The organism is Sphingomonas immobilis (assembly GCF_030580995.1).
GTDB lineage: Bacteria > Pseudomonadota > Alphaproteobacteria > Sphingomonadales > Sphingomonadaceae > Sphingomonas > Sphingomonas immobilis.
The window spans coordinates 155,166-179,819 of the sequence record NZ_JAUQSZ010000003.1 but is presented as its reverse complement, the minus strand read 5'-3'; the positions used below and the strand labels follow the sequence as shown (position 1 = coordinate 179,819).

The following is a 24,654-nucleotide window of genomic DNA, read 5'->3' as shown; positions in this document are numbered from 1 at the left end:
TCTTCTGACGCGTTCTTAGAAAGAAAGTCGCCAGCGTTCGCCACAATTTAAGGCAACACTCTGGCAGATCGGCGAGACTGTCTCATTTGGGATAGCTCACGGCCATGCCGAAAATACATAGTGCCGTCTGGACACGAACCCGCTGTGACAGCGTTTAGCGCAGAAGAAGATGCGCAGGGGTGTTCGTATGCATTTCACTATCAACGGGACCCTCTATCAGGTCGAGGTCGACAACCGGGTTTCGCTGCTCGATTTGTTGCGCGAGCATCTTGCACTGACCGGGTCGAAAAAGGGATGCGATCATGGCCAGTGCGGGGCCTGCACGATCCTCATCAACGGACGGCGCATCAACAGCTGCCTCTCCCTCGCGGTCATGCATCAAGATGACGACATCACGACGATAGAGGGTCTTGGGTCACCTGAAGACCTGCATCCGTTGCAGGCGGCTTTCGTATCGCACGACGGCTATCAGTGCGGCTATTGCACGCCCGGCCAGATCTGCTCGGCGGTCGGTATGCTCGACGAGCTTAAGAAGGGATGGCCGAGCCATGTCAGCCCGTCGCTCCGCGACGTCGATCTCAACGATGACGAGATTTCGGAACGCATGAGCGGCAACATCTGCCGCTGCTCGGCCTATCCCAATATCGTCGATGCCATTCGCGATGTCGCGGCGGCGCAGGCATGAAAAGTTTCGTGTACGAGAAGGCGACGAGCCCCCAGGACGCGGTACGGTTCGTCGGCAATGGTGCGAAATTCATCGCCGGCGGCACCAACCTGCTCGACCTGATGAAGCTTCAGATCGAAACGCCTGAGACGCTGGTCGATATCAGTCGTCTCAATCTCGACCGGATCGAGGATACCGATGCGGGCGGCCTGCTGATCGGAGCTCTGGTTCCAAACAGCGACCTGGCTGCGGACGCGCGCGTGCGCGAGCGGTACGAGGTGCTGAGCCGCGCCCTCCTGGCGGGCGCCTCCGGGCAGTTGCGGAACAAGGCAACGACAGGCGGCAATCTGCTTCAGCGCACCCGCTGTTATTATTTCTACGATACGGCGATGGCCTGCAACAAGCGGGTCCCCGGCTCGGGATGTTCGGCGATCGGGGGGTACACCCGCATTCTCGCCGTGCTCGGCACCAGCGCGGCGTGTATTGCCACGCATCCCGGCGACATGCCGGTCGCGATGCGCGCGCTCGACGCGACAATCGTAACGCTGAAGGCCGACGGCGATCGCCGCCGGATCAGCATCCATGATTTCTACCGCCTGCCTGGTGACACGCCGCACATCGAGACGGGACTCGAGCCCGGCGAGCTTATCACCCATGTCGAGCTGCCCCCGCCGCCGCCCGGCCGGCAGTTGTATCGCAAGGTCCGTGACCGGGCGTCCTACGCCTTCGCGTTAGTGTCGGTCGCTGGCGTAGTCTCCGTCGAAAACGGGATAATAGCCTCGGCGTGCCTCGCTTTTGGGGGCCTCGGACCTATGCCGTGGCGCGACACGTCTGTCGAAGCGTTGCTGTTGGGTCATGCACCCTCCGACGCGCTGTTTGCTCAGGCGGCGGATGCGCTGCTCGCCTCGGCGAAAGGACAGGGCGCGAACGACTTCAAGATTCCCCTCACGAAGCGAACGCTCATCGCCAGCCTCCGGGAGCTTACCGCATGAGCGACACAAACAACCTCGTCATGGACTTGCCGGTCCCGTCCAGCCTGCTCGACATCGGCGCACAAGGCCTCATCGGAAAGCCGCTCAGCCGCAGCGAAGGGCCGCTCAAGGTCACCGGGCGTGCGACCTATTCGGCCGAATATGCGATTCCCGACCTAGCCTATGGCTATCTCGTCGGTGCGAAGTTCGGGCGCGGCAAGATCACGCGGGTCGATGCTGATGCCGTCCGCGGGCTCCCCGGCGTGATTGACGTGATCACCGATTTCGCGACCTTCATCCGCAACCCGCAGCAGGGCGGGGAAAGCAAGGCGCCGGCGCAAGGCGTGAAAGACGTCCAGTATTTCGGCGAGATCGTCGCGATCGTGCTCGCCGAAAGCTACGAAGCCGCGCGGGATGCCGGCGAGCGCCTCGTTGTCGAATATGAAGAAGCGGAAGGCCGTTTCGATTTCGAGGCGCTCAAGGCAGACAGCGAGAAGGGAACGTTCAACAACATCCCAGGCTATTTCCATCAGGGCGATCTCGATCGGGCGGTGGCCGACGCGCATGCGTCAGTCGACGTGGTCTATACCACGCCAAGCCAGAACAGCGCGGCGATGGAGCCGCACGCCTCGATCGCCGTGTGGGAGGAAGGTACGCTAACACTTTACGGCTCCTACCAGATGCCGTCGTCCGACAAGCTGCAGCTCGCCAAAGCGCTCGGAGTCAGCGCCAAAAAGGTTCGAATTATCGCAGTGTATATCGGTGGCGGCTTCGGTTCGAAGCTTGGCGTAGCACCGGAATCGGTCGCGGCGGCCGTCGCCGCGAAGCAGCTCGGGCGTCCGATAAAGGCGGTGATGACCCGGCCTCAGGTTTTCGAGACCACAGTGCGACGCGCGAGCACCGAACAGCGTGTGCGGTTCTCGGTTGATGCGGAGGCCAGGCTTACGGGGGTCGGCCATGAGACCAAGACCAGCAATTTGCCGGGGGAGAGTTTCTTCGAACCGGCGGGCGTCGGCACGCATTTCGCCTATCCTGGCGACAACCGCGTGATCAACCACGACATCGTGCGGCTTAACCTGCTGTTGGCGGGATCGATGCGAGCACCGGGCGAAGCCTCCGGCATGATGGCGACCGAAGCTGCCCTCGACGAGCTCTGCCATAAGATCGGACTCGACCCGATCGAGTTCTGGCGCCGCAACGAGCCCAAGGAAGCGCCCGAGGAAAAGGTGCCCTGGTCCACCCGGCAACTGCTGCGTTGCATGGAAGAGGGTGCCGAGCGGTTCGGCTGGGACGTGCGCAATCCCGAACCTGCGCAGGTGCGCGACGGCGAATGGCTCGTCGGCATGGGGATGGCGGCGGCCGTGCGCTCGAACATGCTGATGAAGTCGGCCGCGACGGTCTCAATCGACCCGGATGGTCGCGCGACCATTGCCACCGATATGACCGATATCGGCACCGGCACCTACACCATTCTCGGCCAGATCGCCGGCGAGCTGCTCGGCCTGCCGCTCGATCGGATTTCTGTGAACCTTGGCGATACCAATTCGCCGCCCGGTGCGGGCTCGGGCGGATCTTGGGGCGCGGGGTCAAGCGGGTCCTCGGTGTATCTCGCGTGTGAGCGGCTACGCGAACGGCTTGCAGCGGCCATGGGATGCGTGCCCGACGAGCTCACGCTCAAGGACGGGATCGCGACTGCCAGGAACCGTCAGATCGCGCTCGCCGAGCTTGTCGGTGAAGGCCTGGAGGCGACGGGCCAGATCGCGCCAGGCGACATGGAGACGCAGCGCAAGCAGGCGAGCTACGGCGCGCATTTTGCCGAGGTCGGCGTCAATGCCACCACCGGTGAGGTGCGCGTGCGGCGGATGCTCGGCGTGTTTTCGGCGGGGCGCATTCTCAATGCCAAGACCGCGCGATCGCAGTGTCTCGGCGGGATGACCTTCGGCATCGGCGCTGCCCTTACGGAGGATCTTGTCCATGATCCGCGCAATGGCAAGGTCGTGAACCACGACCTCGGCGAATATCATGTGCCGGTGAATGCCGACGTTCCGCAGCTCGAGGTGCATTTTCTCACCGAACGCGACCAGTTTGCCAACCCGCTTCAGGCAAAAGGGATCGGTGAGCTCGGGATATCCGGGGCCGGCGCCGCCATCGGCAACGCGGTGTTCAACGCGACCGGAATCCGCGTTCGCGACTATCCGATTACCCTCGACAAGTTGCTTGATCAGCTCCCGCCCATTTGAGACCTTTATCCGTCACTGCGTTGCCAAGAGACCGTCGGGCCGTGCCACGACACGCAATGCGAGCCCGGCGGCGGCGGCACGCTCGGCAGCGAGCGATGTGGGGGCCGATATCGTGGCGAGCATCGGACAGCCCGCGAGCACAGCTTTCTCGACGAGTTCATAGGAACAGCGCGAGGTTAGAAGCGCGAAACCGCCGTCCCAATCCTGGCGCACACGCAGCATTGCCCCGATCACCTTGTCGAACGCGTTGTGGCGGCCGACATCTTCGCGCACAAGCCAGGGCATGCCGTCGATCCGGCACACCGCCGCGCCGTGCACGGCGCGCGTGCGATGATTAAGCGGCTGCATCGCGTCTAGTTCCGATAGAGCCCGAAACACTGCAGTATCATCGCCGCGCCAGCGCGTGGCGAGCGGCGGCAGCGGACGCATCGCCTGCTCAAGGTTTTCGACGCCGCATAGCCCGCAGGCGCTTTCTGACACACGGTGACGCACACGGTCGAGCGCCCGATGCGCTACAGAATCTGCGAGCGTCAGCCGCACGATGATACCATGCTCGGCACGGTGCGCCATGATATCGACAACATCCTCGGCCCTATCAATGAGACGCTCGGCCAGAGCGAAACCGTAAGCGAGATCCTCGAGATCAGCGGGCGTCGCCATAAGGACGGCATAGCTGATTCCCGCGACTTCAATCGCGACCGGCATTTCCACCGCGACCGCTCGATCGGTGAGCGTGGGCGGGGCGCCGTCTGCCGTCACGCACGATAGTTCCAGCCGGACGTGATCGGGCGCTAGCGCGTTCAGGCGGCGATCCTTACCGGCACTGATTTGGCGGCTGGCACATGGCTCTGTTCGGCATGATGTTCGACGGGCATCAGGACATTGCACTCGGGGTAATAGGCGCCAAGACAGCCACGCGGGACGCTATATGGCGTGACGATAAGCCCATCGCGGCGGCGTACCTTGCCATCGTCGGCGTCGCTTTCGAGCGCAACGATTTGGCCTTCGACCAGGCCCGCCTCGGCGATGTCATCCGCGTTCATAAACAGCACGTCGCGCGTGCCTTTCACCCCGCGAAAGCGATCATGATAGCCGTAGATCGTCGTGTTGAACTGGTCGTTCGAGCGCAGGGTCATCAGCCGGAACCGGCCCTTGGCATCGTCAAAGCCCGTCGCCGACAGGCCCGAGGGCACCAGGAACTCCGCTTTCTTGCTCGGCGTCAGCCAGATCCGCTCGGTCGCCTTGTTGCCCTTCCAGAAGCCGCCCGGCGTAAAGAGGCGTTTGTTGAAATCGACAAAAACCTCCGGATAGGTCGTCTCGATCGCGTCGCGGATGCGGGCGTAGTCCGTAACCCACGCGTCCCAGTCAACTTTGGGGTTGGGCGGCAGAATGCGGTTGGCGATTGCAGCGACGATCGCCGGTTCGGACAGCAGGTGCTCGCTCGCCGGTGTCGCCTTGCCGCGCGAGGCGTGGATGCAGCTGGTCGAATCCTCTACCGTTACGACCTGAGGGCCGCTTGCCTGCACGTCCTCCTCGATCCGACCGAGGCAGGGGAGGAGGTACGTGACCTTGCCTGGAAAGAGGTGATTGCGGTTAAGCTTGGTAGCGATCTGCACCGACAGGTCGAGCCGCGGCCACGCTTCCTCCATCGCCGCCGTCTCCGGCACGGCACGCAGGAAATTGCCGCCGAGCGCGACGAACGCCTTGACCGATCCGTCGATGACGCCGCGACAGCTCTCGACCGTGTCGAGGCCCTTCTTGCGCGGCGCGGTGAAGCCGTATTGCGCCTCGAGTTTCTCGACCGGCACCAACTCGGTCTTCTCGGTGATGCCGACGGTGCGCTGGCCCTGCACGTTGGAATGGCCGCGCACCGGCGTGGCTCCCGCGCCGGGCTTGCCGATATTGCCGCGCAGCAGGAGCAGGTTCACCACCATGCGGACGTTCTCGACGCCCTTTACATGCTGCGTCAGCCCCATACCGTAGATGGCCATCACCGCCTTGGCCTTGGCGTAAATCCGCGCCGAGGCTTCGAGTTCGTCCTTCGGCAGGCCGCATTCGAGAAGGATCGCACCCCAGTCGGCGGCCCGAACCGCGGCGCTGAAATCGGCGAAGCCCTTGGTGTGGGCCTCGATGAAGGCATGATCGAGCACCGGCGGCTCTCCCGCCGAGAGCGCGGCGTCGTCCCATTCAACCAAAAACTTGGCGATGCCCATCATCGCCGCGATATCGCCGCCGGCCCTGACCTGATGGTATTGCGTGGAGATCGCCGTCTCCTTCAGCGTCGCCATCTCAAGCGGGTTCTGCGGATCAGTGAAGCGTTCGAGCCCGCGCTCCCTGAGCGGGTTGAACGTCACGATCTCGACCCCGCGCTTCCGGCAACTGCGCAGATCGTGGAGCATGCGCGGCGCGTTCGAGCCGACATTCTGGCCGAAGAAGAAGATCGCGTCGCAATGCTCGAAATCCTCGAGCCGGGTCGTGCCGACAGGCACGCCGATCGCCGCCTTAAGCCCGACCGATGTGGATTCGTGGCACATGTTGGAGCTGTCGGGCAGGTTCTGGTTGCCGAACAACCGTGCCATCAACCCGTACATGTACGAGGCTTCGAGGCTGGTACGGCCCGAGGAATAGAACACCACCGACTTTGGATCGAGCGGACGCAGACTGTCGCCGATCGCGCCGAACGCCTCGTCCCACGACACCGCGACGTATTTGTCGGTCGCGGCATCGTACCGCAGCGGATGGGTGAGACGGCCATGTTGCTCGAGGTCGTAATCGCGCCAGCCGCGCAACTCGGTCAGCGTATGCTCCCGAAAGAAATCGGGCGTCGTGCGCAGCGTCGTCAGCTCCCACGCCGTCGCCTTGGCACCCTCCTCGCAGAATTCGGCAGGGTGATGGTTGGCCGGCTTCGGCCAGGCGCAACTGACACACTGGAAACCGTCAGGCTTGTTCTGGCGCACCAATTCGCGGAACGCCTCGGGCGAGACACGCTCGCGCGGAAGGATTTCCGCCAGCGATCGCACCGATCCCCAGCCGCCCGCTGGCCCCTTGAAAGGCTCGATCTGCGGCTCGTCCGACTTTTGCTCCGTCATATGCTGATCCGATACCCTCGCCGACCGCCTGTCAACCGGTGGGATCGTCGTTGGTTGCCTTTGTAGAGCGAGCCCCGATTTCAAAAGCTTATGGGAACGAGCAGACCGCCGGCTCGTTCGCTTAACAATCGCATTTCCCACCGGGAGCCTGCCTAATGACCGTCGCACCCCCCGTCCGTTACAACCCTTCCTATGAACAGCCACAGTCTGACGAGGCGCAGACAATCGACGGCTTCAAAGATAGCTTTCGCTCGATCATGGAGACGACCCGAAAGGATTATGGTCACGCCGTTCGCGGCGTTCATGCAAAAGGGCACGGTATCGTGACGGGCACTTTCACGGTTCTTCCAGGCCTGCCGCCTGAACTCGCGCAAGGTCTATTTGCATCTCCCGGCAGCTATGAGGCCATCCTGCGCTTCTCGACGTCACCGGGCGACATTCTCGACGACGGTGTTAGTTCGCCTCGGGGCGTTGCCCTAAAGGTTCTGGGCGTGTCCGGCGAGCGTTTGCCTGAGTCGGACGACGGCGATCAGGACTTCGTGATGGTCAATGGGCCGGTGTTCGGGGCTTCGACTCCGGCTGCGTTTCTGAAAAATCTGAAGCTTCTGGCAGCGACCACCGATAAGGCCGAAGGTCTGAAAAAGGCGTGGTCGGCAACGCTGCGCGTGCTTGAAGGCGCTCTGGAGGCGGTCGGCGGAAGTTCGGTGCTCATCAGCTCGCTCGGCGGTGCGCCCGAGACCCATCCACTCGGCGAAACGTATTTCTCCCAAACGGCCTATCGCTACGGCGATCTCATCGCAAAGTTCTCCCTCGCTCCTGTGTCGCCGGGTCTGACCGAACGCACCGGTGATAAAGTGGATGTCGCGGGTCGCCCGGACGCCCTGCGAGAGGACGTTCGAGAAGTGATTGTCGAACAGGGCGGCACGTGGGAGTTGCGCGTACAGTTCTGCCGCGACCTCGAGAAGATGCCGGTCGAGGATCCGACTGTCCTGTGGGACGAAAAGCTCAGTCCGTTCGTGACCGTCGCCACCGTCGAAGCGGCGCCGCAAATCTCCTGGGAAAACGGCCACAGCCAGAGGCGTGAGGACGCGTTGTCGTTCAGCCCTTGGCACGGGCTCGCTGCGCACCAGCCGCTTGGCGCTATCAACCGCGTGCGGCGGGAGGCTTACGAATTCTCCGCGAACTACCGCGCAGAAGCAAACGGCTGTCCGATGCACCAGGTAAAGCAGCTCGAGGATCTCGACGACTAATGCTGAATCACGTGTCGAGCGCCGAAAGATCGGCCTCGTGATTGATGTTGAAGATCGAGATAGGTTCATCGACCGCCCGCGCTCCCGATACCGCGATCCAGCCGTGCAAGGATCTGTCCCCGGCATCGAGATATCGGCTCAAGGCCGGCAAGGAGTCGATGGGCCAGTATCCGATGAGTAGCTGCTTCCGGAACGTCGCTGGCCCTTCACTTGCGAGCAGTCTTGGAAGGTCGCCAGGCAAAGGAAGCGTGTCGACGGGGACGGACAGCACCGCGGCGTAGCCGCATTCCACCGCGTGCCGAAGCGCCGCTTCGAGGCCGGCGAGCGGGCCGAGCCGGCCGGGCCGTTCGTCCGCAATCGCGGTAAGGCCTGGCCAAGCGCGACCGCAGACGATCACGCCGTCGACCTGCGGTCTCAGCGCCGCGATCACATGGTCGATCATCGGGCGGCCAGCGATCATGACGAGCGCCTTGTCGCTGCCGAACCGGCGCGACCGGCCGCCGGCGATGACGGCACCAAGGATACGATCGGTCACTAGAAGCGAAACGTCGCGACGGAGGTGCCGGCCGGCGATGGCGCTGCGCCGCCAGGAATACGCACGATCATGTCGGCGTTCCGCAGCATCGCCTGCGACGAGGCCATCTGCCGTTCGATAATCCGAACACCAGCACCATCGGCATGTCCGCACAGGAATTGCTCGCGAATGGCCGTCGGCGCGTCGTCCGCGAGCGGCAGCATTGTTGGAACCAGCGCAGCATCGGTGCCGCGCCCATCCAATCCGGTCAGCAGTGGCGCGAGAAAGAGCCGCGCGACCGTCATTGCCGCGGTCGGATTGCCGGGCAGGCCGAGCACGTGCTGTGCGCCGATCCGGCCGTACCACACCGGCTTGCCGGGTTTGATCGCCACATCGGCGAACACCAGGTCGAGGCCGAGCGGCAGCAATGCCAGGCGCGCGAAATCGCGGTCGCCGCGTGAGGCGCCGCCGATCACTACGAGCACATTGCAGTCGGCAAGCGCGCCCTCAGCAGCACCGCGGATCGCTTCGGCATCGTCTGCAACGCGTGCAGCGCCGGCCGGTTTGGCGCCCCACTGCCGGGCGAGCAGAGCCACCGCCTCGGCGAGACAGTCAGGGATGTCGCTCGTGGTCGCGGCGGCGTTTCCGGGATCGGTTAGCTCGTCGCCGGTGGACAGGAAGCCGACGCGCGGTCGCCTCCAAACGGCAAGCTCGGCAACATCGGCAGCGGCGGCGATCAGCAGGGCGCGTGGGTCGATGACGCGGCCCGGCTTCAACAGCGTGTCGCCCGCCGCGAAATCGGACGCGCGCCGGCGGACGTGAACCTTGGCGGACAGAGTTTGCGGCAGGATGACCCGGTCGCCTTCCAGACGAACCTGTTCAAGCATCACCACGCGGTCGGCGCCAGCGGGTAAAGGCGCGCCGGTCATGATCCGCACCGCCGAACCCGGCGTGAGCGGAGAAGTTGAGGCTCCGCCCGCAAAGTGCGTGCCGGTGACAGGAAAGGCGCGCTGGCCGGTATCGATATCGGCGTTGCGCACGGCATAGCCGTCCATCGCGGCGGTGTCGGCACGAGGACTGTCGATGCGCGCGTAGACGGCTTCTGCCACAGCGCGTCGGCCGGCCTTGGCGAGCGACGCCCGTTCAATACCGAGCGGGATCGAATGTGTCGCGAGCCGCGATTGTGCCGCGTCGTACGCGATCAGAGCTTCGCAATCGGATGCGGAACCGGGCAGCGTCGCCATGGTCATAAACGCCACTTCGGCATCGACAATTCCTATGCAGCAACCGGTTTCCGACGGAGGGTCGCCGGGATGCTAAAAGCTTAACTGGGCAAACCGGCTTCCCGTATCCTGCTGAGCAAAGAGCGAGGATCGAAGGGTTTGGCTATGAACGTCGCACCGGGCGGCATGTCGCCCTGCTCCAGTTTCCTCGCGCCAGACGCGATCAGAAGCAGCGTCGGGGGATAGCGGTCGCGAATAACATGCGCGAGTCTCACGCCGTCCATGGACCCAGGCATGTCGACATCCGTCAGTACGATGCGGATAGAGGGGTTTGCAGCCATGAGCTCGATCGCGACATCGGCGTTCTCGGCGTCGAAGACCTGGAACCCGGCATCTTCGAAAAAGTCGACGAGGTCGTAGCGGATGAATGCCTCATCCTCGACGATAAGAATCGCATGGCGCTCTTCGGAGATCGCTTGTCCCACGAGATCAGGCGACCGACGCGCCGGATTTCGGAAGAGGTGCATCGATCCTGAAAACGACACCAGCGGGATCGAAGCTCAACGACGTTTCGCCTCGGAAATAGGAGCGTAGAGACCGCTCGATCATCTTGGACCCAAAACCTTTCCGCGTGGGCGGGAGCACTGGAGGACCACCTCGCTCTTGCCACTGAAGACTGAAACGCGTGTCACTCGTATTCTCTACCGCCTCATAATCCCAGATCAGTGACACCATCCCGCTATCGTTTGAGAGTGCGCCATATTTACACGCATTGGTGGCGAGCTCGTGCAAGGCAAGCGTCAGGGCCAACGCCACCTGCGAATCCAGCTTCATGGCTGGTCCGCCCGTCTGCACGCGGTCGCCTAGCCCCTCGACCGACGTGAGACCCGCCCTGACGATATCGTCGAGGTGTGCGCTCCGCCACGCTGTAGACGTCAGCACGTCGGTAGCTTTCCCGAGTGCCGCGAGCCGCGACGCGAACGCGGCATTGGCCTCCTCCACACTGTCGGATTGCCGAAACGTCTGATTGGCGATCGATTGCACGAGGGCGAGCACGTTCTTCAGCCGGTGACCGAGTTCGCCGTTCAAAAGTTGTTGCTGCTCGCGGGCCTCCAGCAGCGCGGTCATGTCGCGTGACACCGACAGGATGCGGTCGGGCTTGCCGTCGGGCCCAAGGATCGGAGACACCGATACATCCCACCATCTAGGCGTGCCGAGAAAAGTGTCGGCCTTGCCGGTGAAGTGACTGGTCAGCCCCAGTTTGGCGTTGGCGATCGCGTTGCGCGCTTCGGTGTTGCCCGCGTCTTGCCAGAAGTCTGGCCAGGGGCACCCCTTGATGTCGTTGAAGTCGCTGACCTCCATAACCTTCATGCCGCCTTCGCTCATGAAGGAGAGGCGTCCGTCCAAGTCGATGACCTTGATGCAGTCTGTCGAGCTCGCGAGGACGCTGGAGGTAAATGCTTCACGCTCGGACAATTCGACGTTCAGGGCTCTTGCCCTGCGGAAGGCTGCACGAAGCTCACCGACCACCCGGGCAAGACCGCCAGCGGTAATCAGAAAGAGGACCGATCCGGCCCACTGCTGCCCGGTCAGATAATATTCCTGTACGAAAGTGCCGAGGGTAATCGCAGCCGCGAATGTCGCCAGAAGGCTGGCGTATAGCCCAGTGCCTTCTCCGAGGATCAGCGTGATCCCCACAACGGCGGGAATGAACAGGAGCCAGGGCAACAGCTCGGTTACGAACGCGGCGCGAACGACGGCGATCATCAGGATTACCAGCGTTGCGATGAGATAGCGACGGAGCGCAGGCATTGGGTGATCAAGCGACCACGTCAGGATGCGATCGAGGAAAGGACTATTCTCTGTTCTTTTCATGCAGCCCCTCTCTTGCGGATTGGCCTCTGGCGACGATCAGACCATAGCTAATCTGATCTCGGGCTGCCCTGATGGGAATCAACGGTCCGGCGCCTTGGACGATAACGCTCACCGGCTGGTCGACGTCTTGGCCGGCGTTACTCCAAGTAACGCCATTTCAGTCCAGCCACGTGTCATTCCTGGAGGACGCGAAAATCGAGCCCGCCATCATATTGCCGCCGCCGTCCCGGGCATGAAAACTGAACGTGTCCTCCTGCCGCTCGCCATAACGCGCGATATAGTCCGGCCCCATCTCGTCCGCTTTATCCCGCGCCTCTGCCTCCGTCGCAAACAGCCCGACAAAATGCCAGGGCTCGTGCCGGACGACGCTCCATCCGAGTTGGATCTCGTGGCCTTGAAGCATGCTCATTTGCGGCGTGCCGGCGATATGCGCCAGCGACCGCCCGGCGCCTTCATCATCGGCCGCCCGCATATCGTACAGGCGCTCATAAACCTGCCTTCGTCCCAGTGATTCCGGAGGTGATCGGGCGCGTGCGAGCTCAACAGCGAATGTAACGTCAGTGCGAGCATATCTGAATATCCTGCCACCGATCTCGAGCGTGCTGGTCGAACGGAACAACCCCTTGCGTTAGCACGCTGAACCGGCCTTGGTCAGCGCCCTCCAAGGCATCGGCGATCTCATTCCACCAGTCGGCGGACACCGTGCATCGACGACGGATCGTGTCGTCGGTTGCTATTGCGCGCTCCTGATGGCCTCCTCAGCTTGGGATCGCAGGATCTCGACCTCTTTCATGCCGGGATCACCCGTCGCTGCGTTTGCCTGTTGCCAGATGCGGCCACATCGCCCGTCAGGTCGGCCGAAATTCGTATCGGCCTCGCGAAGAGATTTGGCGTGAGCCAGCGGGAGATCGGTCGTCGAATGCCTCCATGCGTCCAACCATCTGCTGGCTCCGTATTCTCCAGTTCGGCTACCGCGTCGGCAGCATCGACGCGGCGTTGATAGGCTTTCGCAAGGCTACCATGTGCTATCCTCGAACAGCGATCGGTCGCGCACAGCGCGGCAGCGCGCGATATCGCGGCCCGGCGCGCAAGATAGAGTGTGTCCGCTGATCGTGACATAAAGCCTCCCGTCAAAGCGGGAGCGCTACGCGTCTCTCAGTCGTCGGACGCTTCGTGAGAGGGCTTCGACGATGAAATGTCCTTACGCCGAATGGATGGTAATAGCGAGGGCTGACCGTCGGCGCCATCAGGCCCTACATAACATATTTTCGGCCGGCCCATGGCGATCTTGCCTGAGGGCGAACACAATGCGTCCGGTCGGATATCTGTGACAACACTGCGCATATGGAAAACGGCAACTGTTGGTCATTGCGGACGCACCAACTTAATTTGAGCGGCGAGGGAGGTACGATGAGGTTGCGCACGGTAGCCTGGCTTGTGAGTCTGTTGGCCTTGGCCGCTTGCGCACAGGCCGGCGCCCGGCAGCGCGCGCACGGATTGCGGTTGGCCACGGAAATGGGCTGTATCAGCTGTCATGGCGAGAAGCTGGACGGCCATGTCTTCGAGGAAAACGCCCAGTTTGCCTTTGCCTGGAGCAGCAATCTCTCGCGAATTCTTCCTGGGTTGAGCAATGCCCAGATCGACCAGACGCTTCGCACCGGCAAGCGCATGGATGGCACGCCTTTGTGGTTCATGCCCACGTTTGTGCATCGGCGGCTGTCACATGAGGACATGCAGGACTTAATCGCGTGGCTACGCACGGTGCCCCCCACCGGGCAACTACATCCGCCGATCAAATTCGGCCCGCTCTTTAAGGCGGCACTCGCTCAAGGATTTCAAAACTCGGCTGACGAAGCGGCGCGGTTGGCAGCTCGCAACCCTGCGGACCTAGGGCAGCAATACGCGAAGGGGCGGTATCTGGCATCTATCACCTGCGCTGAATGCCACGGCCCCGACTTGAAAGGCCCGCGCAACCCACAGCCAGGCGATGCGCCCGACCTGATGGTCGCGGCAACCTATTCACCGGCAGGCTTTGAGCGGCTTGTGAGAACAGGGATCAAGCAGGATGGGAGCAAGGCGGTTCTTATGGGCGAGGAAGCGCCGAAGCGGCTATCGATCATGACCAGCGCCGAAATAGAAAGCATTCGCCTTTATCTCGGCAAACGGCCCGCCCGATGATCGGATGAATTCAGTAAATGCGGCAATGACGCGCCACCCGGGCATGATATTGTCCGGAGCTCTTGTACGCGGCGCTCAGCGAGTTGCGGGCTCGCACTGTTGCCTGGGTACCGCAGACCGTTTCGACGCTGGATCGTCGGTCAAGACTTGCGAAGACCAATCGCTGCCATTGAAATCGAACTGAACATGGCTGGCACCCTGAAAACCGGTGCCGTTCCATGCCACGACCTGAAGCGCGACCGTGTTGCTGCGCTCCACGTCGAGCCAGTTGAAGCTTTGCGGTTCGTTGTTGCGGAGCCGGGTAGAGGTCGCAGTACCGGCCTGAATGATCAGCGACCGGCCTGCGCGCTCAACCATCTTGCGCGCGGCCTCCGCATAGGTGCGGTGGAAATGCCCTGCGAGTGCGATATGGACGCCAGCTTCGCACACGGCCCTGACGGCATCGTCATGCCGCCCGACCGCCTCGCTAAGTTCGCCGCCCGCCCCGATCGGCATCGCGAATAGCGGGTGATGCGTAACGAGGATCCGGGTTTTTGCGCTAGCGACCAAGGCGAACCTGTCGTGTACCATCGCGAGCTGCGCGTGGTTGAGCCTGCCATCCTTGATCGTCAGCGAGCGCGCCGTGTTCAGCCCGAGCACCGCGACCTCGTCATTCTCGAACCACGGGCAGAGATCGTTGCTGATATATCTTTCGTAACGCCGGAGCGGGGCGGCGAAGCGTCGGATTACGTCGTACAGCGGTACGTCGTGATTGCCGGGGACAGCCAGCAATTTCAACCCTGCCGACCGCAGTCGGTTGAGGTAGGCCGATGCCTCTCGGAACTGCGCGACGCGCGCACGCTGCGTGAAATCGCCGCTGATCACGACGAGATCGGGACGCTGCGCGATCAACCACGCCTCCGTCGCGTCCACTATCCGCGGGTCGTGGGCACCGAAATGAATATCGGAGAGATGTGCGATCCGTGCCACGCATTCCCAACGGGCCAAATCCATGGATGGTTGCGCTGCATCCAAATCGCGCCCGCGCGAGTTGTTACGAGATGACAACAAAACCATTGCCGCGCGAAGCGGCGCTGATCGTCAACGCGCACTCGCGCTCGGGCAAGGACCTGTTTGAGAAGGCCAGGACGAAACTCGAGGCAAACGGCGTGACACTGCTTGCGGCGCACGCTGTAGAAGATCCCGAGACGCTCGCCGCGATTGTTCGCGAGGCGGTCGCCGATGGTGCACCGATGGTCATCGTCGGCGGTGGCGATGGATCGCTTTCGGGCACTATCGACGAGCTCGTCGGCACCGATTGTGTGTTCGCGGTGTTGCCACTCGGCACGGCGAACAGTTTTGCCCGCACCCTGCGGTTGCCGCTCGATCTCGACGGCGCGATCGCGGTAATCGCGGGAGGTGTGCGGCGGCGGGTAGACCTCGGCATGATCGATGGCGATTATTTCGTGAATGGCGCATCGATCGGCTTGTCGACGATGATCGGCGAGACAGTGCCGCACAATCTCAAGCGCTATCTCGGGCGTGTCGGCTACCTTCTCTGGGCCCTCCGCTGCTCGATCAGTTTCCGCGCGTTCCGGCTTCGGCTCGATGACGGCGAGACCCAGCAGGAATTGTGGTCGACAGAGGTCCGTATCCTCAATGGGCGCTATCATGGCGGTGTCGAGTTGTCCGACACCGCCGATGTCGAGAGCGGAGAGATCGTGATCCAGGCAGTCGTTGGCCGCAGCAAGGCAAGGCTCGCCGCCGATTGGTATGCCAAGTTCTTCAAGTTGCGCGATCGGCATGCTCACACCGAAGAGTTCCGGGCGTGCTCTTTCCGCGTGGAGACGACGCCCACTCTCAAGATATCGATTGATGGCGAGGTGCTCGCGCGGACGCCTGTCACCGCCAAGATCGCTGCAAAGTCGGTTGAGGTCGCCGTTCCAAAGACTGTCTAGATCCCTGCCGAAGGCGAAGCAACCAAAGCCGGTCAGTCGCGAACTCCCTAGTGCCATCGGCGAGCGACCTCGTTGGTTGAAGGTTGCACGGCAGAATTGCGCCTTATTCTGTGCCGTTTAACTTAACTCCCAGAAAGTCCGAGTTGCCGTTCATTCATCCAGCAAGGGGCCAGGCGATGGCGCTGAGCCGCCCGGTTCGGGTCGAGGTCGTCCGGCGCGTCGCCTGGGAGGCATCATAGGTTGCCGCATGATGTCATAAAAGTGTAATCGTGCCTGGCGCTCTCGTGGCGTAGGGAGCCATGTCATTCGCCAAATCGCTGCCTTGCCTTACCGCGCGATCGGCAACGCGCTCGAGGCTCCGATCAACATCCTGCTGGTTACGTCGCGCCAGACGAAACGCTGGGTGATCCCCAAGGGTAATCATCCGACCGGCATCACCGCGCACAATGCGGCCGCGATCGAAGCGGAGGAAGAGGCCGGCGTGCTCGGCCTCGTCTGTCCGACGCCGCTTGGATCGTATCGCTACCGCAAGCGTCGCAATAACGGCGCGTCGCTGATGATCGACGTCGACGTCTTCCCGCTCGCCGTGAACACAGAACTAGGTTCATGGAAGGAACAGCCCGAGCGCGAGCGGCGCTGGTTCACACTCGCCGAAGCGGCGGAAGCCGTCGACGAACCCGATCTGCGCGATCTGATCCGGTCGTTCGGGCCGGTCGACTTCAAGGCGGCAACGCGCCGCTACTCCCTCCTCGGCGCTGTCGCCGACAAATCGAAGGTTGGTCACATGTTCGCCTGGTTCCAGCGGCTGCTCCCCAAGAGCGGCAATTTCTTCGAACTGTTCGAGGCGCATGTCGTGACGGTCGTCGCGGCCGCCGACGCGCTCGCGCGGCTGTTGCAGGACGGCAATCCCGATCACATCCGCGAGATCATCGAGCGCGAGAACGATGCCGACGAGATCAACCGCGAGGTGCTGCGCACGGTGCGCGAGACCTTTCTCACGCCGTTCGATCGCGGCGCGATCACCAGCCTGATCGGGTCGCTCGACGATGCCATCGACGAGATGCAAGCGACCGTCCAGGCGATCAACCTCTACGAGGTGAAGACCTTCGAGCGCGAGATGAAGGACATGGGCGCGATCATCGTCGACGCCGCCCGCATCACCGCCGAGGCGATGCCGCTGCTGCGCGATGTCGGTACCAACGGCGCGCGCCTGCACGAACTTACCGAGCGGCTGGTGCGGATGGAGAGCCATGCCGACGACATCCACACCGCGGGCGTGAAGCGCGCGTTCAAGGAGCAGGACGGCGGCAACGCGATGGGATTCATCGTCGCGCGCGAGATCTACAAGCATCTCGAGCGCATCGTCGACGCGTTCGAGGATGTCGCGAACGAGATCGACGGCATCGTCATCGATCATAGCTGATCCATGCACGAGCTCGCCCTTCCGCTGCTGATCGGCCTGATCGTCGTCGCGCTCGCGTTCGACTTTTTGAATGGTCTGCACGATGCCGCCAATTCGATTGCCACGGTAGTCGCGACGCGCCTGCTCAAGCCCGTCCACGCGGTCGGCTTCGCTGCCGCCTGCAACTTCGCCGCCTATTTCCTGACGATCGTTTTCCCGAGCCTGCACAAGGTCGCGGACACGATCGGCCAGGGGCTGATCGACAAGGACTTCATCACGCCGGCCGTGGTGTTCGGCGCGCTCGGCGGGGCGATGTTCTGGAATGTGGTGACGTGGCTCAAGGGCATCCCCTCTTCGTCCAGCCATGCGCTCGTCGGCGGGATGATCGGCGCCGGCGTCGCACACGCCGGTATCGGTAGCATCAAGTGGATCGGTCTTAACAAGACGCTGATCGCGATCGTGCTCTCTCCCACGCTCGGCATGATCCTCGCGATGCTCATCATGCTGGCAACGAGCTGGCTGTTCCGCCGCGCGAGCTCGCGCTGGGCGGAGAAGACCTTTCGTAATTTGCACCTGCTGTCCTCGGGTGCCTATTCGCTGAGCCACGGCCTCAACGATGCGCAGAAGACGATGGGGGTAATCACCGTCCTGCTCTATTCGACCGGCTATCTGCACGGCACCTTCGCGGTGCCGCACTGGGTGGCGATCAGCTGCTATGTCGCGATCGCGATGGGCACGATGACCGGCGGCTGGAAGATCATCGAGACGATGGGCTCGCGCATCACCAAGCTCTCGCAGCACCAGGGGTTCAGCGCGTCGCTGAGCGGATCGATCATCCTGTTCTCGGCATCCTGGCTGGGCATCCCGGTCTCGACGACCCACACCATCACCGGCGCGATCGTCGGGGCCGGTACGGCCCGGCGAGCGTCGGCGGTACGCTGGGGGGTCGCCGGCAATGTCGTGATCGCGTGGATCATCACGATTCCGGCTTCGGCTGCCGTCGGCGCATTGTTCTACGCGCTGACTCTGCTGTTCTGAGGCGAAGATGAGCGAGGTCTGGCAAGAACTTGCGCTCGCTGTAGCCTTTCTCGAACTGGCGCTGGCGTTCTGGTTGCTGGTGCATCAGCATTGGCGGGCGGGCGGCGGTGCGTCGGTCGCGTTTTTGGCTGCAATTCCGCTGGCGACCCGCGCGATGGTCGGGACTTTCAGCCTGCCGGGTCTGCTGATCGCTGCCGCCGGAATACTGGCCGGCGTTGCACTTGCCCTCTCTGATTTCAGATGCCGCTGACGCGAGCGGGCTAAATTGCGTGGCCGATGAACAGCCCGCCAGTTGCTACCACGACGCACGCGCCGATTCGGTAAGCGGTCAGGCGTTCGCGGAGGAAAAGCCAACCGATCAGCGCCGCGAAAACGACGCTGGTTTCGCGCAGCGCCGAAACGGCGCCCATCGGCCCGAACGACATCGCGAAAATGACGATCCCGTACGCAAGTACGGAAACGATTCCGCCCGTCGCCGCCAGCCCGGTCTCGCGCGGCCCCCGTATCAGACCGCGCCAATCGCGGGCGAACGCATACACCGGAGGCATGAAAAGGCCCGACATGAGACTCATCCAGAGCGTGTAACCGACGGGTGTCCTGGAAAGCCGCACGCCGATCCCGTCGGTCACACTATACGCGCCGATGAAGCAGCCGGTTCCCAGGGCGTAAAGCAAAGTGTCCCGGCCGAGCGCTCGTCCCTGGAAGGCAAGCGAGACGATGCCGCCGGAGACCAGCAGAATGCCGATCAGGCTCATCGTGTCGGGCAGTTCGTGCGCGAACAAAGCTGCGCCCAGCGAAATCAGCAGCGGGGAGACGCCGCGCGCGATGGGGTAGGTCTGGCCGAGGTCGCCGTGGCGGTAAGTCTGGATGAGGAAAAGGTTATAGCCGACGTGGAACAGGCCGGAGAGGAGCACGCATCCCCAGCTGGCGCGAGCGGGTATCGGCACGAACGGGATCGCGAGCACGCAAACCAGGCCGACCGCGATGCACATGATCGTGATCGACCACAAGCGGTCGGAGCCCGCGCGCAGCAGCGCGTTCCAGCTCGCGTGCAGCATCGCGGCGAGCAGCACGATCGCGACGACCGAAGCGTTCATCAGAGTGTCCGGCCGATCGCGAGGGTGAAGGCGTGGTCGGTTTCCTGGGTGCCTGCAAAAGCGTGCTGATTGAGATAGCCGATTTCGAACGTCGCCCGGTGTGCGATCGGTAGCGCGAGCGTGACTGCATTGCGCATCCGCTCCTCACCCGTCGCCTGCCGAAAGACGACGGAGTTCAGACCGACGAAGTTCTCGTGCGAGAAGGCGAGCGCCGTCCGACTGCCTGGACGCAGCGGCACGACGTAGCGAATGAAGGGGCGGACGCGCCAGCCGGTGCCGGCGAGCCCGTCTCGCCATCGTTGCTCGATGCGCAGCCTCGCGCTGATGATCCCGGGACCAAGCTTGAGAAGATCGTCGTAGGTGATCTGTTCGCGCGCTCGGCGCTCCATCACCAGAAACTTGCCGCCATCGTATAAGGGATCGTGCGTGTAACCTGCCCAAACCGTGACGTGAGGTGCGACACGATACCCTAGCAGCGTGTTGCTCTCGACTTCATACAAGCCATGCCGGAAATCGCTGAAGCGCGTGACGACCTCTTCGGACACTCGCACATGGCTGCCGACATTCACGGTCGCCGTGGCGCTGGTCCAAAGCTGGGCGTCGTCATTAGCAAAGGCTGGTGCGGCGATGAGCATTGCCCAAAGTGCACCAGCGAGAAATGCGTTTCGCTCCATGGTTCGAGACGTGCGCATAACCGTAACAAAACTGCAATGTCGCACTGCAGCACAATGACGATTGTCACAAAAATGTCATGCCTTTCTGCATGGCGGAGGTCCTGGTGCTCATTTCTGACGGCCAGCATTGGCCCGTGCATGTGGCGCAAGCGTTGTCGTCATATCATGCAATCAAGCTGATTCCTGTGTCGGAACCCGGAATTCTCATGGACCGAACCGGGCACTACGACCTCTCAATATTGCCGATCGGTGTGTTTGAGCTTGCCCTTGTCGCTGTCGGCCGTGATCGGTTGGGTGCTATCGTTGTTGTCGCGGAACGAAGCGACGAATACGGTTGCGTAGCGGCGTTCGCAGGAGGAGCGGCCGATTGCGTCAGTCCGGATATGCCGGGCGCGGAGTTGCGCGCGCGCATCACTGGCATCCTGCGACGCAGGAGCGGGGTCGCCCCGGGGCCGCAGCTTACGTCGTCCTCAAACGGACATTGGTATCTGAACGTGACACGCCGTTATCTGGTCAGTCCCGCTGGGAACCGCGTCGAGCTGCCCGGGTCGACGTTTGAAGTTCTCGTCGCCTTGGCCGACAGACCGCGTCGGATTCTGTCGCGCTCATTTCTGGTGAGCGCGCTCAACAATGGCAGGGTAACGAGCGCGCGTAACGTCGACGTGATCGTGACGCGCTTGCGGCAAGCACTCGACCGCCACGCCCGCTCGGGATCCTCACTGATCGCGACGGTGCGCAACGAGTGATATCAGCTGGCGCGCGACGTACGCCGCGATGAGCACGGCATCGTTATTCTAGAAAGTTAGCGTGTCAGGAATGCGCTCAGCTTTTGGTCATTCCACTGCGGGGAAAGCAACTCCCGAAACCCACCGGTCATCATCTAGTTGGCCATGTAAAGCTGCGTCGACGGTCGCGATCGACTGCTCAAAAGCGTTTGTTGACGCTGAATGACACGCGGGGCGATTTGTTGCCGCTATCGTATCGGACAGAATTGATCGGGAACGCTGCTTCCAATTCAACGCCGAGATTTTCCGCCAGCGTCAGCCGCGCCCCTGCTCCTGCGGAATAGAGATCTCCGGTGCCAAAATCGTTGCGCAGGCTTCTAACATGACTGCCGTCCGCGAAGGCATAGACTTGCGTCCAGCGTACTAGCCCAGATGACTTATCGACCACTTTCGCGCGCAATTCGGCCGAGCCCAGCACGCCCTCATCGCCCATTCGCTCGCTGAAATCGTAACCGCGCCCGAAATAGGGGCCGCCGATGCTGATCTGCTGTACGGCCGGCAGCGGATTGGTGCTCGCCTGCGCGGTGACGGCCAACCTTGCGCTGACCGGTCCAGCGATATCGCCTACCCAATTTGCCCAGAAGTTGAAAACGGTGAAATCCGAGCCCGCCGCGAACCGCGAAGCAAGCGGATTGTTCGGTCCCATCGCGCCTAACGCGAGAACGCCCTGATTGACGCCCGCTCCGGCTCGCAGGCGCCCGCCTGCAAAGGGCGCATATCCGTTGATCGAGGCACCGATCGTCGTAATGCGGTCGCGCTGGCTGAGTGCGCCTGCCCACCATGAATCGGTCTCGACATGGTTGAACTGCACGCTCGCCCAAAAGCTTTCGCGGCGGCCCCGAAAGATGGGCTGGGTAATGCTCATGCCTGCGCTAAAGCTCTCGCCCTCGGGATCGAAAGCGCTCCAGCGGCCGCCTGAATGCGTACGCCCGTAAGAGCCGTAGAAAGCGACCTCGGTGCCGCTGGCGGTCGGGTGAATCTCATAGCGCCCGTAGAGCGCGAACAGTTCGCGCGGCTCAAGCGGCGTCGTGACCACCTGCATGCCTATGCGATCGTCCTCCATGAGCAACTGGCTGACGTCGACCGAGATTTGCGCGCGTACCGGCCCGAGCGCATCCAGCCCGCGATTGTCCACCGTCGCGAGGCCTTGAACGCGCTTGCGCGTGACGGGTACGATCAGGATGCCGCGCGTCCCTTCACGAACGAACCGAACCCGGCCGATCGAAACGCCGGGCAGATCGCCCGCCAGCATCAGTCTTCGCTCGAGTTCAGCCTGCATGGGCGCATGGCCGATGAGCGGAGCGAGTGCACTGAGCACCTCGCCGTCCTTTCCGGTCGCGCCACGAATCTCGCCGATCCGACCAAGATCCAATCCGACGTGCAGCACACCTGCGCTGATCGTCTGAGCAGGAATCGAACTGCGCGCAAAAATGTAACCATGTGCGCGTGCGACACCGGACACTGCCGCGAGCAAATCTTGCATCGACGCCGTATTCAGGCGGTGGCCGATGAAGGAAGATACCGCCGTCATCAACTCTGCACGGGAAAGCTCTTCTCCCCCGTCGATCATGATCGCGCCGACCATCACGCCTGGCGCCACCGCGACCGGTTCCGCCGCGCGCGCAGGGGTTTCGATCTCAGGGCGTGGGAGTGCCTCGCTCGGGACCTCGGGCTTGGTTTCACGAACGAGCACGCCCGTATCAAGGCGCTGAACAGGAGGGGCGCTCTGGGCACGCGCAATCGCGGGCGCGACGAGTGCAGCGGCAAGCAGCATCGATGTGGTCAATACGCGAAACATTGGGGAAGTGCTTAACCATCACTGGTTGCCAATTCTTTTACGCCCAAGGACTTATGAGCCGAATCTTCGGAGAAATGCGGGCCTCTTTCCGCGACAGGAGATGTATCGATGCGGCTCATCAGGATCGCGCTGCTCTGCTCGGCATTTACCGCCACAGCCGCGCACGCCGCGCCGGCGGGCTGGACGATCTCCGAAGCCTCGCCCGGCGTGCTGGTCCTGCATGGCGGCATGACGAAGGCAGCGCTCCGCGGCGGCCGTGTCGAGGCCGGTGACGTGGTATCGACGGCGCAGAACGCGCGCGCCGTGCTCGTCAACGGCGAGCAATATGCGGTCGTCGCGCCGAACACGCGGCTGCAGATCGCCAATCCGCAGGAATCCGGCGGGTTGATGCAATTCATCGAGAAAATCGGCAACGTGGTCTTCAGCGTCAAGAAGGGGACCGCGCCTCACTTCGGCGTGCAGACGCCGTATCTTGCAGCGGTCGTAAAGGGCACGACCTTCAGCGTTACGGTCGATGACGGCGGCGCTTCGGTGCAGGTCGTCGAGGGTGCGGTCGAGGTCGCGACGCTCGACGGGGGCGCGCATCATCTTGTCGAACCGGGCAACATCGCCATCGTAGGCGCGGCCGATCTCGGGCAGCTTACGGTGCAGGGTAAGACAACTGAGGTGCTGCGCTCACCAGGTCTGGCTACGAATTCGGGCTCGTCAGCCTCATCCAAGGCTGGACCATTGACCCAGGCGGTTGTCGCCGAAGCGAACGGCGAACCTGAATCGGCGCCCAGTACCGTACAGACAGCGCATCATGAAAGCACCGCCATCGTTATCGCCGAAGCCGTGGAGGAAACTCCACGCTCAATCGGCGCGCTGAGCGATGGTCTTGTTTCCGGGACTACCAGCGTCAATGTCGCGCTCGCGGCGGTAACGCCATCACCTGCCGAAACGCGGCTTGCCAGCCTTGCTGCGAGCGGCGGTGGCAGCACGAACGCGGCGGGTGGCGGCACCGGGAATTCGCCAAGCTCGTCCGGCAACGGCAATGGCGGTTCCAATAATGGCAACGGTAACGGATCGAGCAACGCCGGTGGCAACGGGAGCGGAAATGGCAACGGCGGATCGACCAGCCCCGGGTCGAGCAGCGGTAGTGGGAATGGCGGTTCTGGCAATGGGAACGGCAATGGGTCGGGCAGCGCCGGGGGCAACTCCGGGTCGGGCAGCAACAACGGCGTTGTAAATGGCGGCTCCAATAACGGCAACGGCAACAGCGGCGGCTCGGGCAATTCCGGGTCTGGCAGCGACAACGGCAACGGTGCTGGTGGTTCCAATAACGGGAACGGCAACGGCAACGGATCAAGCAATGCCGGCGGGAACGGCAACGGCAACAGCCACAGCGGCGGCTCGGGCAATTCCGGGTCTGGCAGCGACAACGGCAATGGTGCCGGTGGCTCCAATAACGGGAACGGCAACGGCAACGGATCAAGCAATGCCGGCGGGAACGGCAATAGCAACAGCGGCGGCTCGGGCAATTCCGGGTCTGGCAGCGACAATGGCATCGGGAACGGCGGTTCTAACAACGGGAACGGCAACGGATCGAGCAACGCTGGCGGTAACGGAAACGGAGCCGGCAACAGCGGCTCGAGCAATACCGGGTCTGGCAGCAACAATGGCAACGGTAATGGCGGATCCTCCAGCGGGAACGGGAACGGATCTAACAACGCTGGCGGAAACGGAAACGGAAACGGCAACAGCGGCTCAGGTAGTTCGGGGTCAGGCAGCGACAACGGCGTTGGCAATGGCGGTACCAATAACGGGAACGGTAACGGATCGAGCAACGGCGGCGGTAACGGCAACGGAAACGGCGGCGCGGGCAACGGGCACGGTAACGGCGGTCATCCCTAAAGGGCCGGGCGACATGCGTTTCACAT

The 24,654-nt window shown here is 62.8% G+C and carries 22 protein-coding genes; 11 read left to right on the top strand and 11 right to left on the bottom strand.

The window, feature by feature from the left end:
- The first annotated feature begins 187 nt into the window (after positions 1 to 187).
- Genes Q5H94_RS06095 through Q5H94_RS06085 form a run of 3 tightly spaced genes read left to right on the top strand, consistent with a single transcriptional unit; the run spans position 188 to position 3,875 of the window.
- The gene (locus Q5H94_RS06095) at positions 188 to 685 is read left to right on the top strand and encodes a 2Fe-2S iron-sulfur cluster-binding protein (RefSeq protein WP_304560346.1); all 498 of its coding nucleotides are present in this window, start codon (positions 188 to 190) and stop codon (positions 683 to 685) included.
- The gene (locus Q5H94_RS06090) at positions 682 to 1,656 is read left to right on the top strand and encodes an FAD binding domain-containing protein (protein ID WP_304560345.1); all 975 of its coding nucleotides are present in this window, start codon (positions 682 to 684) and stop codon (positions 1,654 to 1,656) included. The genes Q5H94_RS06095 and Q5H94_RS06090 overlap by 4 nt, the downstream gene beginning before the upstream one ends.
- On the top strand, positions 1,653 to 3,875 hold the full coding sequence (locus tag Q5H94_RS06085) for a xanthine dehydrogenase family protein molybdopterin-binding subunit (RefSeq protein ID WP_304560515.1): 2,223 nt from the start codon (positions 1,653 to 1,655) through the stop codon (positions 3,873 to 3,875). Before Q5H94_RS06090 ends, Q5H94_RS06085 begins: the two co-directional genes overlap by 4 nt.
- Before the next feature lie 12 nt (positions 3,876 to 3,887).
- Here the strand turns inward: Q5H94_RS06085 and fdhD are convergent, their stop codons facing one another.
- Both fdhD and Q5H94_RS06075 read right to left on the bottom strand, forming a co-directional pair.
- Positions 3,888 to 4,634, bottom strand: a complete 747-nt coding sequence (fdhD, locus tag Q5H94_RS06080) for a formate dehydrogenase accessory sulfurtransferase FdhD (RefSeq protein ID WP_304560344.1) — start codon at positions 4,632 to 4,634, stop codon at positions 3,888 to 3,890.
- 41 nt (positions 4,635 to 4,675) lie between these two features.
- Positions 4,676 to 6,964: an FdhF/YdeP family oxidoreductase gene (locus tag Q5H94_RS06075; protein ID WP_304560343.1), complete on the bottom strand. Its 2,289-nt coding sequence runs from the start codon at positions 6,962 to 6,964 to the stop codon at positions 4,676 to 4,678.
- Between the two features lie 155 nt (positions 6,965 to 7,119).
- Between Q5H94_RS06075 and Q5H94_RS06070 the strand changes: the two genes are divergently transcribed.
- Entirely contained in the window at positions 7,120 to 8,214 is a 1,095-nt protein-coding gene (locus Q5H94_RS06070) for a catalase family protein (RefSeq protein WP_304560342.1), read from the top strand.
- 7 nt (positions 8,215 to 8,221) lie between these two features.
- Here the strand turns inward: Q5H94_RS06070 and mobA are convergent, their stop codons facing one another.
- From mobA to Q5H94_RS06045, 5 genes are all read right to left on the bottom strand, one after another.
- Positions 8,222 to 8,749: a molybdenum cofactor guanylyltransferase gene (gene mobA / locus Q5H94_RS06065; protein ID WP_304560341.1), complete on the bottom strand. Its 528-nt coding sequence runs from the start codon at positions 8,747 to 8,749 to the stop codon at positions 8,222 to 8,224.
- Positions 8,749 to 9,972 carry a molybdopterin molybdotransferase MoeA gene (locus Q5H94_RS06060; RefSeq protein WP_304560340.1) on the bottom strand — a complete coding sequence of 408 codons (1,224 nt, stop codon included), beginning with the start codon at positions 9,970 to 9,972 and terminating at the stop codon, positions 8,749 to 8,751. Before Q5H94_RS06060 ends, mobA begins: the two co-directional genes overlap by 1 nt.
- 80 nt (positions 9,973 to 10,052) lie before the next feature.
- Complete coding sequence (locus Q5H94_RS06055; RefSeq protein ID WP_304560339.1) at positions 10,053 to 10,436, bottom strand: response regulator; 384 nt, start codon at positions 10,434 to 10,436, stop codon at positions 10,053 to 10,055.
- A 4-nt stretch (positions 10,437 to 10,440) separates the two neighbouring features.
- Complete coding sequence (locus tag Q5H94_RS06050) at positions 10,441 to 11,826, bottom strand: HWE histidine kinase domain-containing protein (protein ID WP_304560338.1); 1,386 nt, start codon at positions 11,824 to 11,826, stop codon at positions 10,441 to 10,443.
- A gap of 157 nt (positions 11,827 to 11,983) precedes the next feature.
- A complete protein-coding gene (locus Q5H94_RS06045) occupies positions 11,984 to 12,298 on the bottom strand; it encodes a hypothetical protein (RefSeq protein WP_304560337.1) in 315 nt (104 codons plus the stop codon).
- A 938-nt stretch (positions 12,299 to 13,236) separates the two neighbouring features.
- Here Q5H94_RS06045 and Q5H94_RS06040 point away from each other — a divergent pair.
- The gene (locus tag Q5H94_RS06040; protein ID WP_304560336.1) at positions 13,237 to 14,004 is read left to right on the top strand and encodes a c-type cytochrome; all 768 of its coding nucleotides are present in this window, start codon (positions 13,237 to 13,239) and stop codon (positions 14,002 to 14,004) included.
- Between the two features lie 75 nt (positions 14,005 to 14,079).
- Here Q5H94_RS06040 and Q5H94_RS06035 read toward each other — a convergent pair whose 3' ends face one another.
- Positions 14,080 to 14,973: a metallophosphoesterase family protein gene (locus Q5H94_RS06035; RefSeq protein WP_304560335.1), complete on the bottom strand. Its 894-nt coding sequence runs from the start codon at positions 14,971 to 14,973 to the stop codon at positions 14,080 to 14,082.
- 71 nt (positions 14,974 to 15,044) lie between these two features.
- Here Q5H94_RS06035 and Q5H94_RS06030 point away from each other — a divergent pair, with 71 nt between their 5' ends.
- From Q5H94_RS06030 to Q5H94_RS06015, 4 genes are all read left to right on the top strand, one after another.
- The gene (locus tag Q5H94_RS06030; RefSeq protein ID WP_304560514.1) at positions 15,045 to 15,941 is read left to right on the top strand and encodes a diacylglycerol/lipid kinase family protein; all 897 of its coding nucleotides are present in this window, start codon (positions 15,045 to 15,047) and stop codon (positions 15,939 to 15,941) included.
- 322 nt (positions 15,942 to 16,263) lie between these two features.
- Positions 16,264 to 17,364 carry a DUF47 family protein gene (locus Q5H94_RS06025; RefSeq protein WP_304560334.1) on the top strand — a complete coding sequence of 367 codons (1,101 nt, stop codon included), beginning with the start codon at positions 16,264 to 16,266 and terminating at the stop codon, positions 17,362 to 17,364.
- 3 nt (positions 17,365 to 17,367) lie between these two features.
- Positions 17,368 to 18,381, top strand: a complete 1,014-nt coding sequence (locus Q5H94_RS06020; RefSeq protein ID WP_304560333.1) for an inorganic phosphate transporter — start codon at positions 17,368 to 17,370, stop codon at positions 18,379 to 18,381.
- Between the two features lie 7 nt (positions 18,382 to 18,388).
- Positions 18,389 to 18,631, top strand: a complete 243-nt coding sequence (locus Q5H94_RS06015) for a hypothetical protein (protein WP_304560332.1) — start codon at positions 18,389 to 18,391, stop codon at positions 18,629 to 18,631.
- Between the two features lie 10 nt (positions 18,632 to 18,641).
- On the opposite strand, the gene Q5H94_RS06010 is transcribed toward Q5H94_RS06015, so the two are convergent.
- Positions 18,642 to 19,454, bottom strand: coding sequence for a DMT family transporter (locus Q5H94_RS06010; RefSeq protein ID WP_304560331.1), 813 nt, complete (start codon positions 19,452 to 19,454; stop codon positions 18,642 to 18,644).
- Between the two features lie 23 nt (positions 19,455 to 19,477).
- A complete protein-coding gene (locus Q5H94_RS06005; RefSeq protein WP_304560330.1) occupies positions 19,478 to 20,113 on the bottom strand; it encodes a DUF2490 domain-containing protein in 636 nt (211 codons plus the stop codon).
- Positions 20,114 to 20,241: 128 nt separating this feature from the next.
- Here Q5H94_RS06005 and Q5H94_RS06000 point away from each other — a divergent pair, with 128 nt between their 5' ends.
- Positions 20,242 to 20,898, top strand: a complete 657-nt coding sequence (locus Q5H94_RS06000) for a winged helix-turn-helix domain-containing protein (RefSeq protein WP_304560329.1) — start codon at positions 20,242 to 20,244, stop codon at positions 20,896 to 20,898.
- 178 nt (positions 20,899 to 21,076) lie between these two features.
- Here Q5H94_RS06000 and Q5H94_RS05995 read toward each other — a convergent pair whose 3' ends face one another.
- The gene (locus Q5H94_RS05995) at positions 21,077 to 22,735 is read right to left on the bottom strand and encodes a ShlB/FhaC/HecB family hemolysin secretion/activation protein (RefSeq protein ID WP_304560328.1); all 1,659 of its coding nucleotides are present in this window, start codon (positions 22,733 to 22,735) and stop codon (positions 21,077 to 21,079) included.
- Positions 22,736 to 22,843: 108 nt separating this feature from the next.
- On the opposite strand from Q5H94_RS05995, the gene Q5H94_RS05990 reads away from it, so the two are divergent.
- Entirely contained in the window at positions 22,844 to 24,628 is a 1,785-nt protein-coding gene (locus Q5H94_RS05990; RefSeq protein WP_304560327.1) for a FecR family protein, read from the top strand.
- The last annotated feature ends 26 nt before the right edge of the window (positions 24,629 to 24,654 follow it).

Coding starts and splice junctions, on each gene's coding strand:
- Q5H94_RS06040 (WP_304560336.1), top strand. CDS start 13,237: ATGAGGTTGCGCACGGTAGCCTGGCTTGTGAGTCTGTTGGCCTTGGCC.
- Q5H94_RS06090 (WP_304560345.1), top strand. CDS start 682: ATGAAAAGTTTCGTGTACGAGAAGGCGACGAGCCCCCAGGACGCGGTA.
- Q5H94_RS06050 (WP_304560338.1), bottom strand. CDS start 11,826: ATGAAAAGAACAGAGAATAGTCCTTTCCTCGATCGCATCCTGACGTGG.
- Q5H94_RS06085 (WP_304560515.1), top strand. CDS start 1,653: ATGAGCGACACAAACAACCTCGTCATGGACTTGCCGGTCCCGTCCAGC.
- Q5H94_RS05995 (WP_304560328.1), bottom strand. CDS start 22,735: ATGTTTCGCGTATTGACCACATCGATGCTGCTTGCCGCTGCACTCGTC.
- Q5H94_RS06075 (WP_304560343.1), bottom strand. CDS start 6,964: ATGACGGAGCAAAAGTCGGACGAGCCGCAGATCGAGCCTTTCAAGGGG.
- Q5H94_RS06020 (WP_304560333.1), top strand. CDS start 17,368: ATGCACGAGCTCGCCCTTCCGCTGCTGATCGGCCTGATCGTCGTCGCG.
- Q5H94_RS06000 (WP_304560329.1), top strand. CDS start 20,242: ATGGCGGAGGTCCTGGTGCTCATTTCTGACGGCCAGCATTGGCCCGTG.
- Q5H94_RS06015 (WP_304560332.1), top strand. CDS start 18,389: ATGAGCGAGGTCTGGCAAGAACTTGCGCTCGCTGTAGCCTTTCTCGAA.
- Q5H94_RS06060 (WP_304560340.1), bottom strand. CDS start 9,972: ATGGCGACGCTGCCCGGTTCCGCATCCGATTGCGAAGCTCTGATCGCG.
- Q5H94_RS06095 (WP_304560346.1), top strand. CDS start 188: ATGCATTTCACTATCAACGGGACCCTCTATCAGGTCGAGGTCGACAAC.
- Q5H94_RS05990 (WP_304560327.1), top strand. CDS start 22,844: ATGCGGCTCATCAGGATCGCGCTGCTCTGCTCGGCATTTACCGCCACA.
- Q5H94_RS06005 (WP_304560330.1), bottom strand. CDS start 20,113: ATGCTCATCGCCGCACCAGCCTTTGCTAATGACGACGCCCAGCTTTGG.
- Q5H94_RS06070 (WP_304560342.1), top strand. CDS start 7,120: ATGACCGTCGCACCCCCCGTCCGTTACAACCCTTCCTATGAACAGCCA.
- Q5H94_RS06030 (WP_304560514.1), top strand. CDS start 15,045: ATGACAACAAAACCATTGCCGCGCGAAGCGGCGCTGATCGTCAACGCG.
- Q5H94_RS06045 (WP_304560337.1), bottom strand. CDS start 12,298: ATGCGGGCGGCCGATGATGAAGGCGCCGGGCGGTCGCTGGCGCATATC.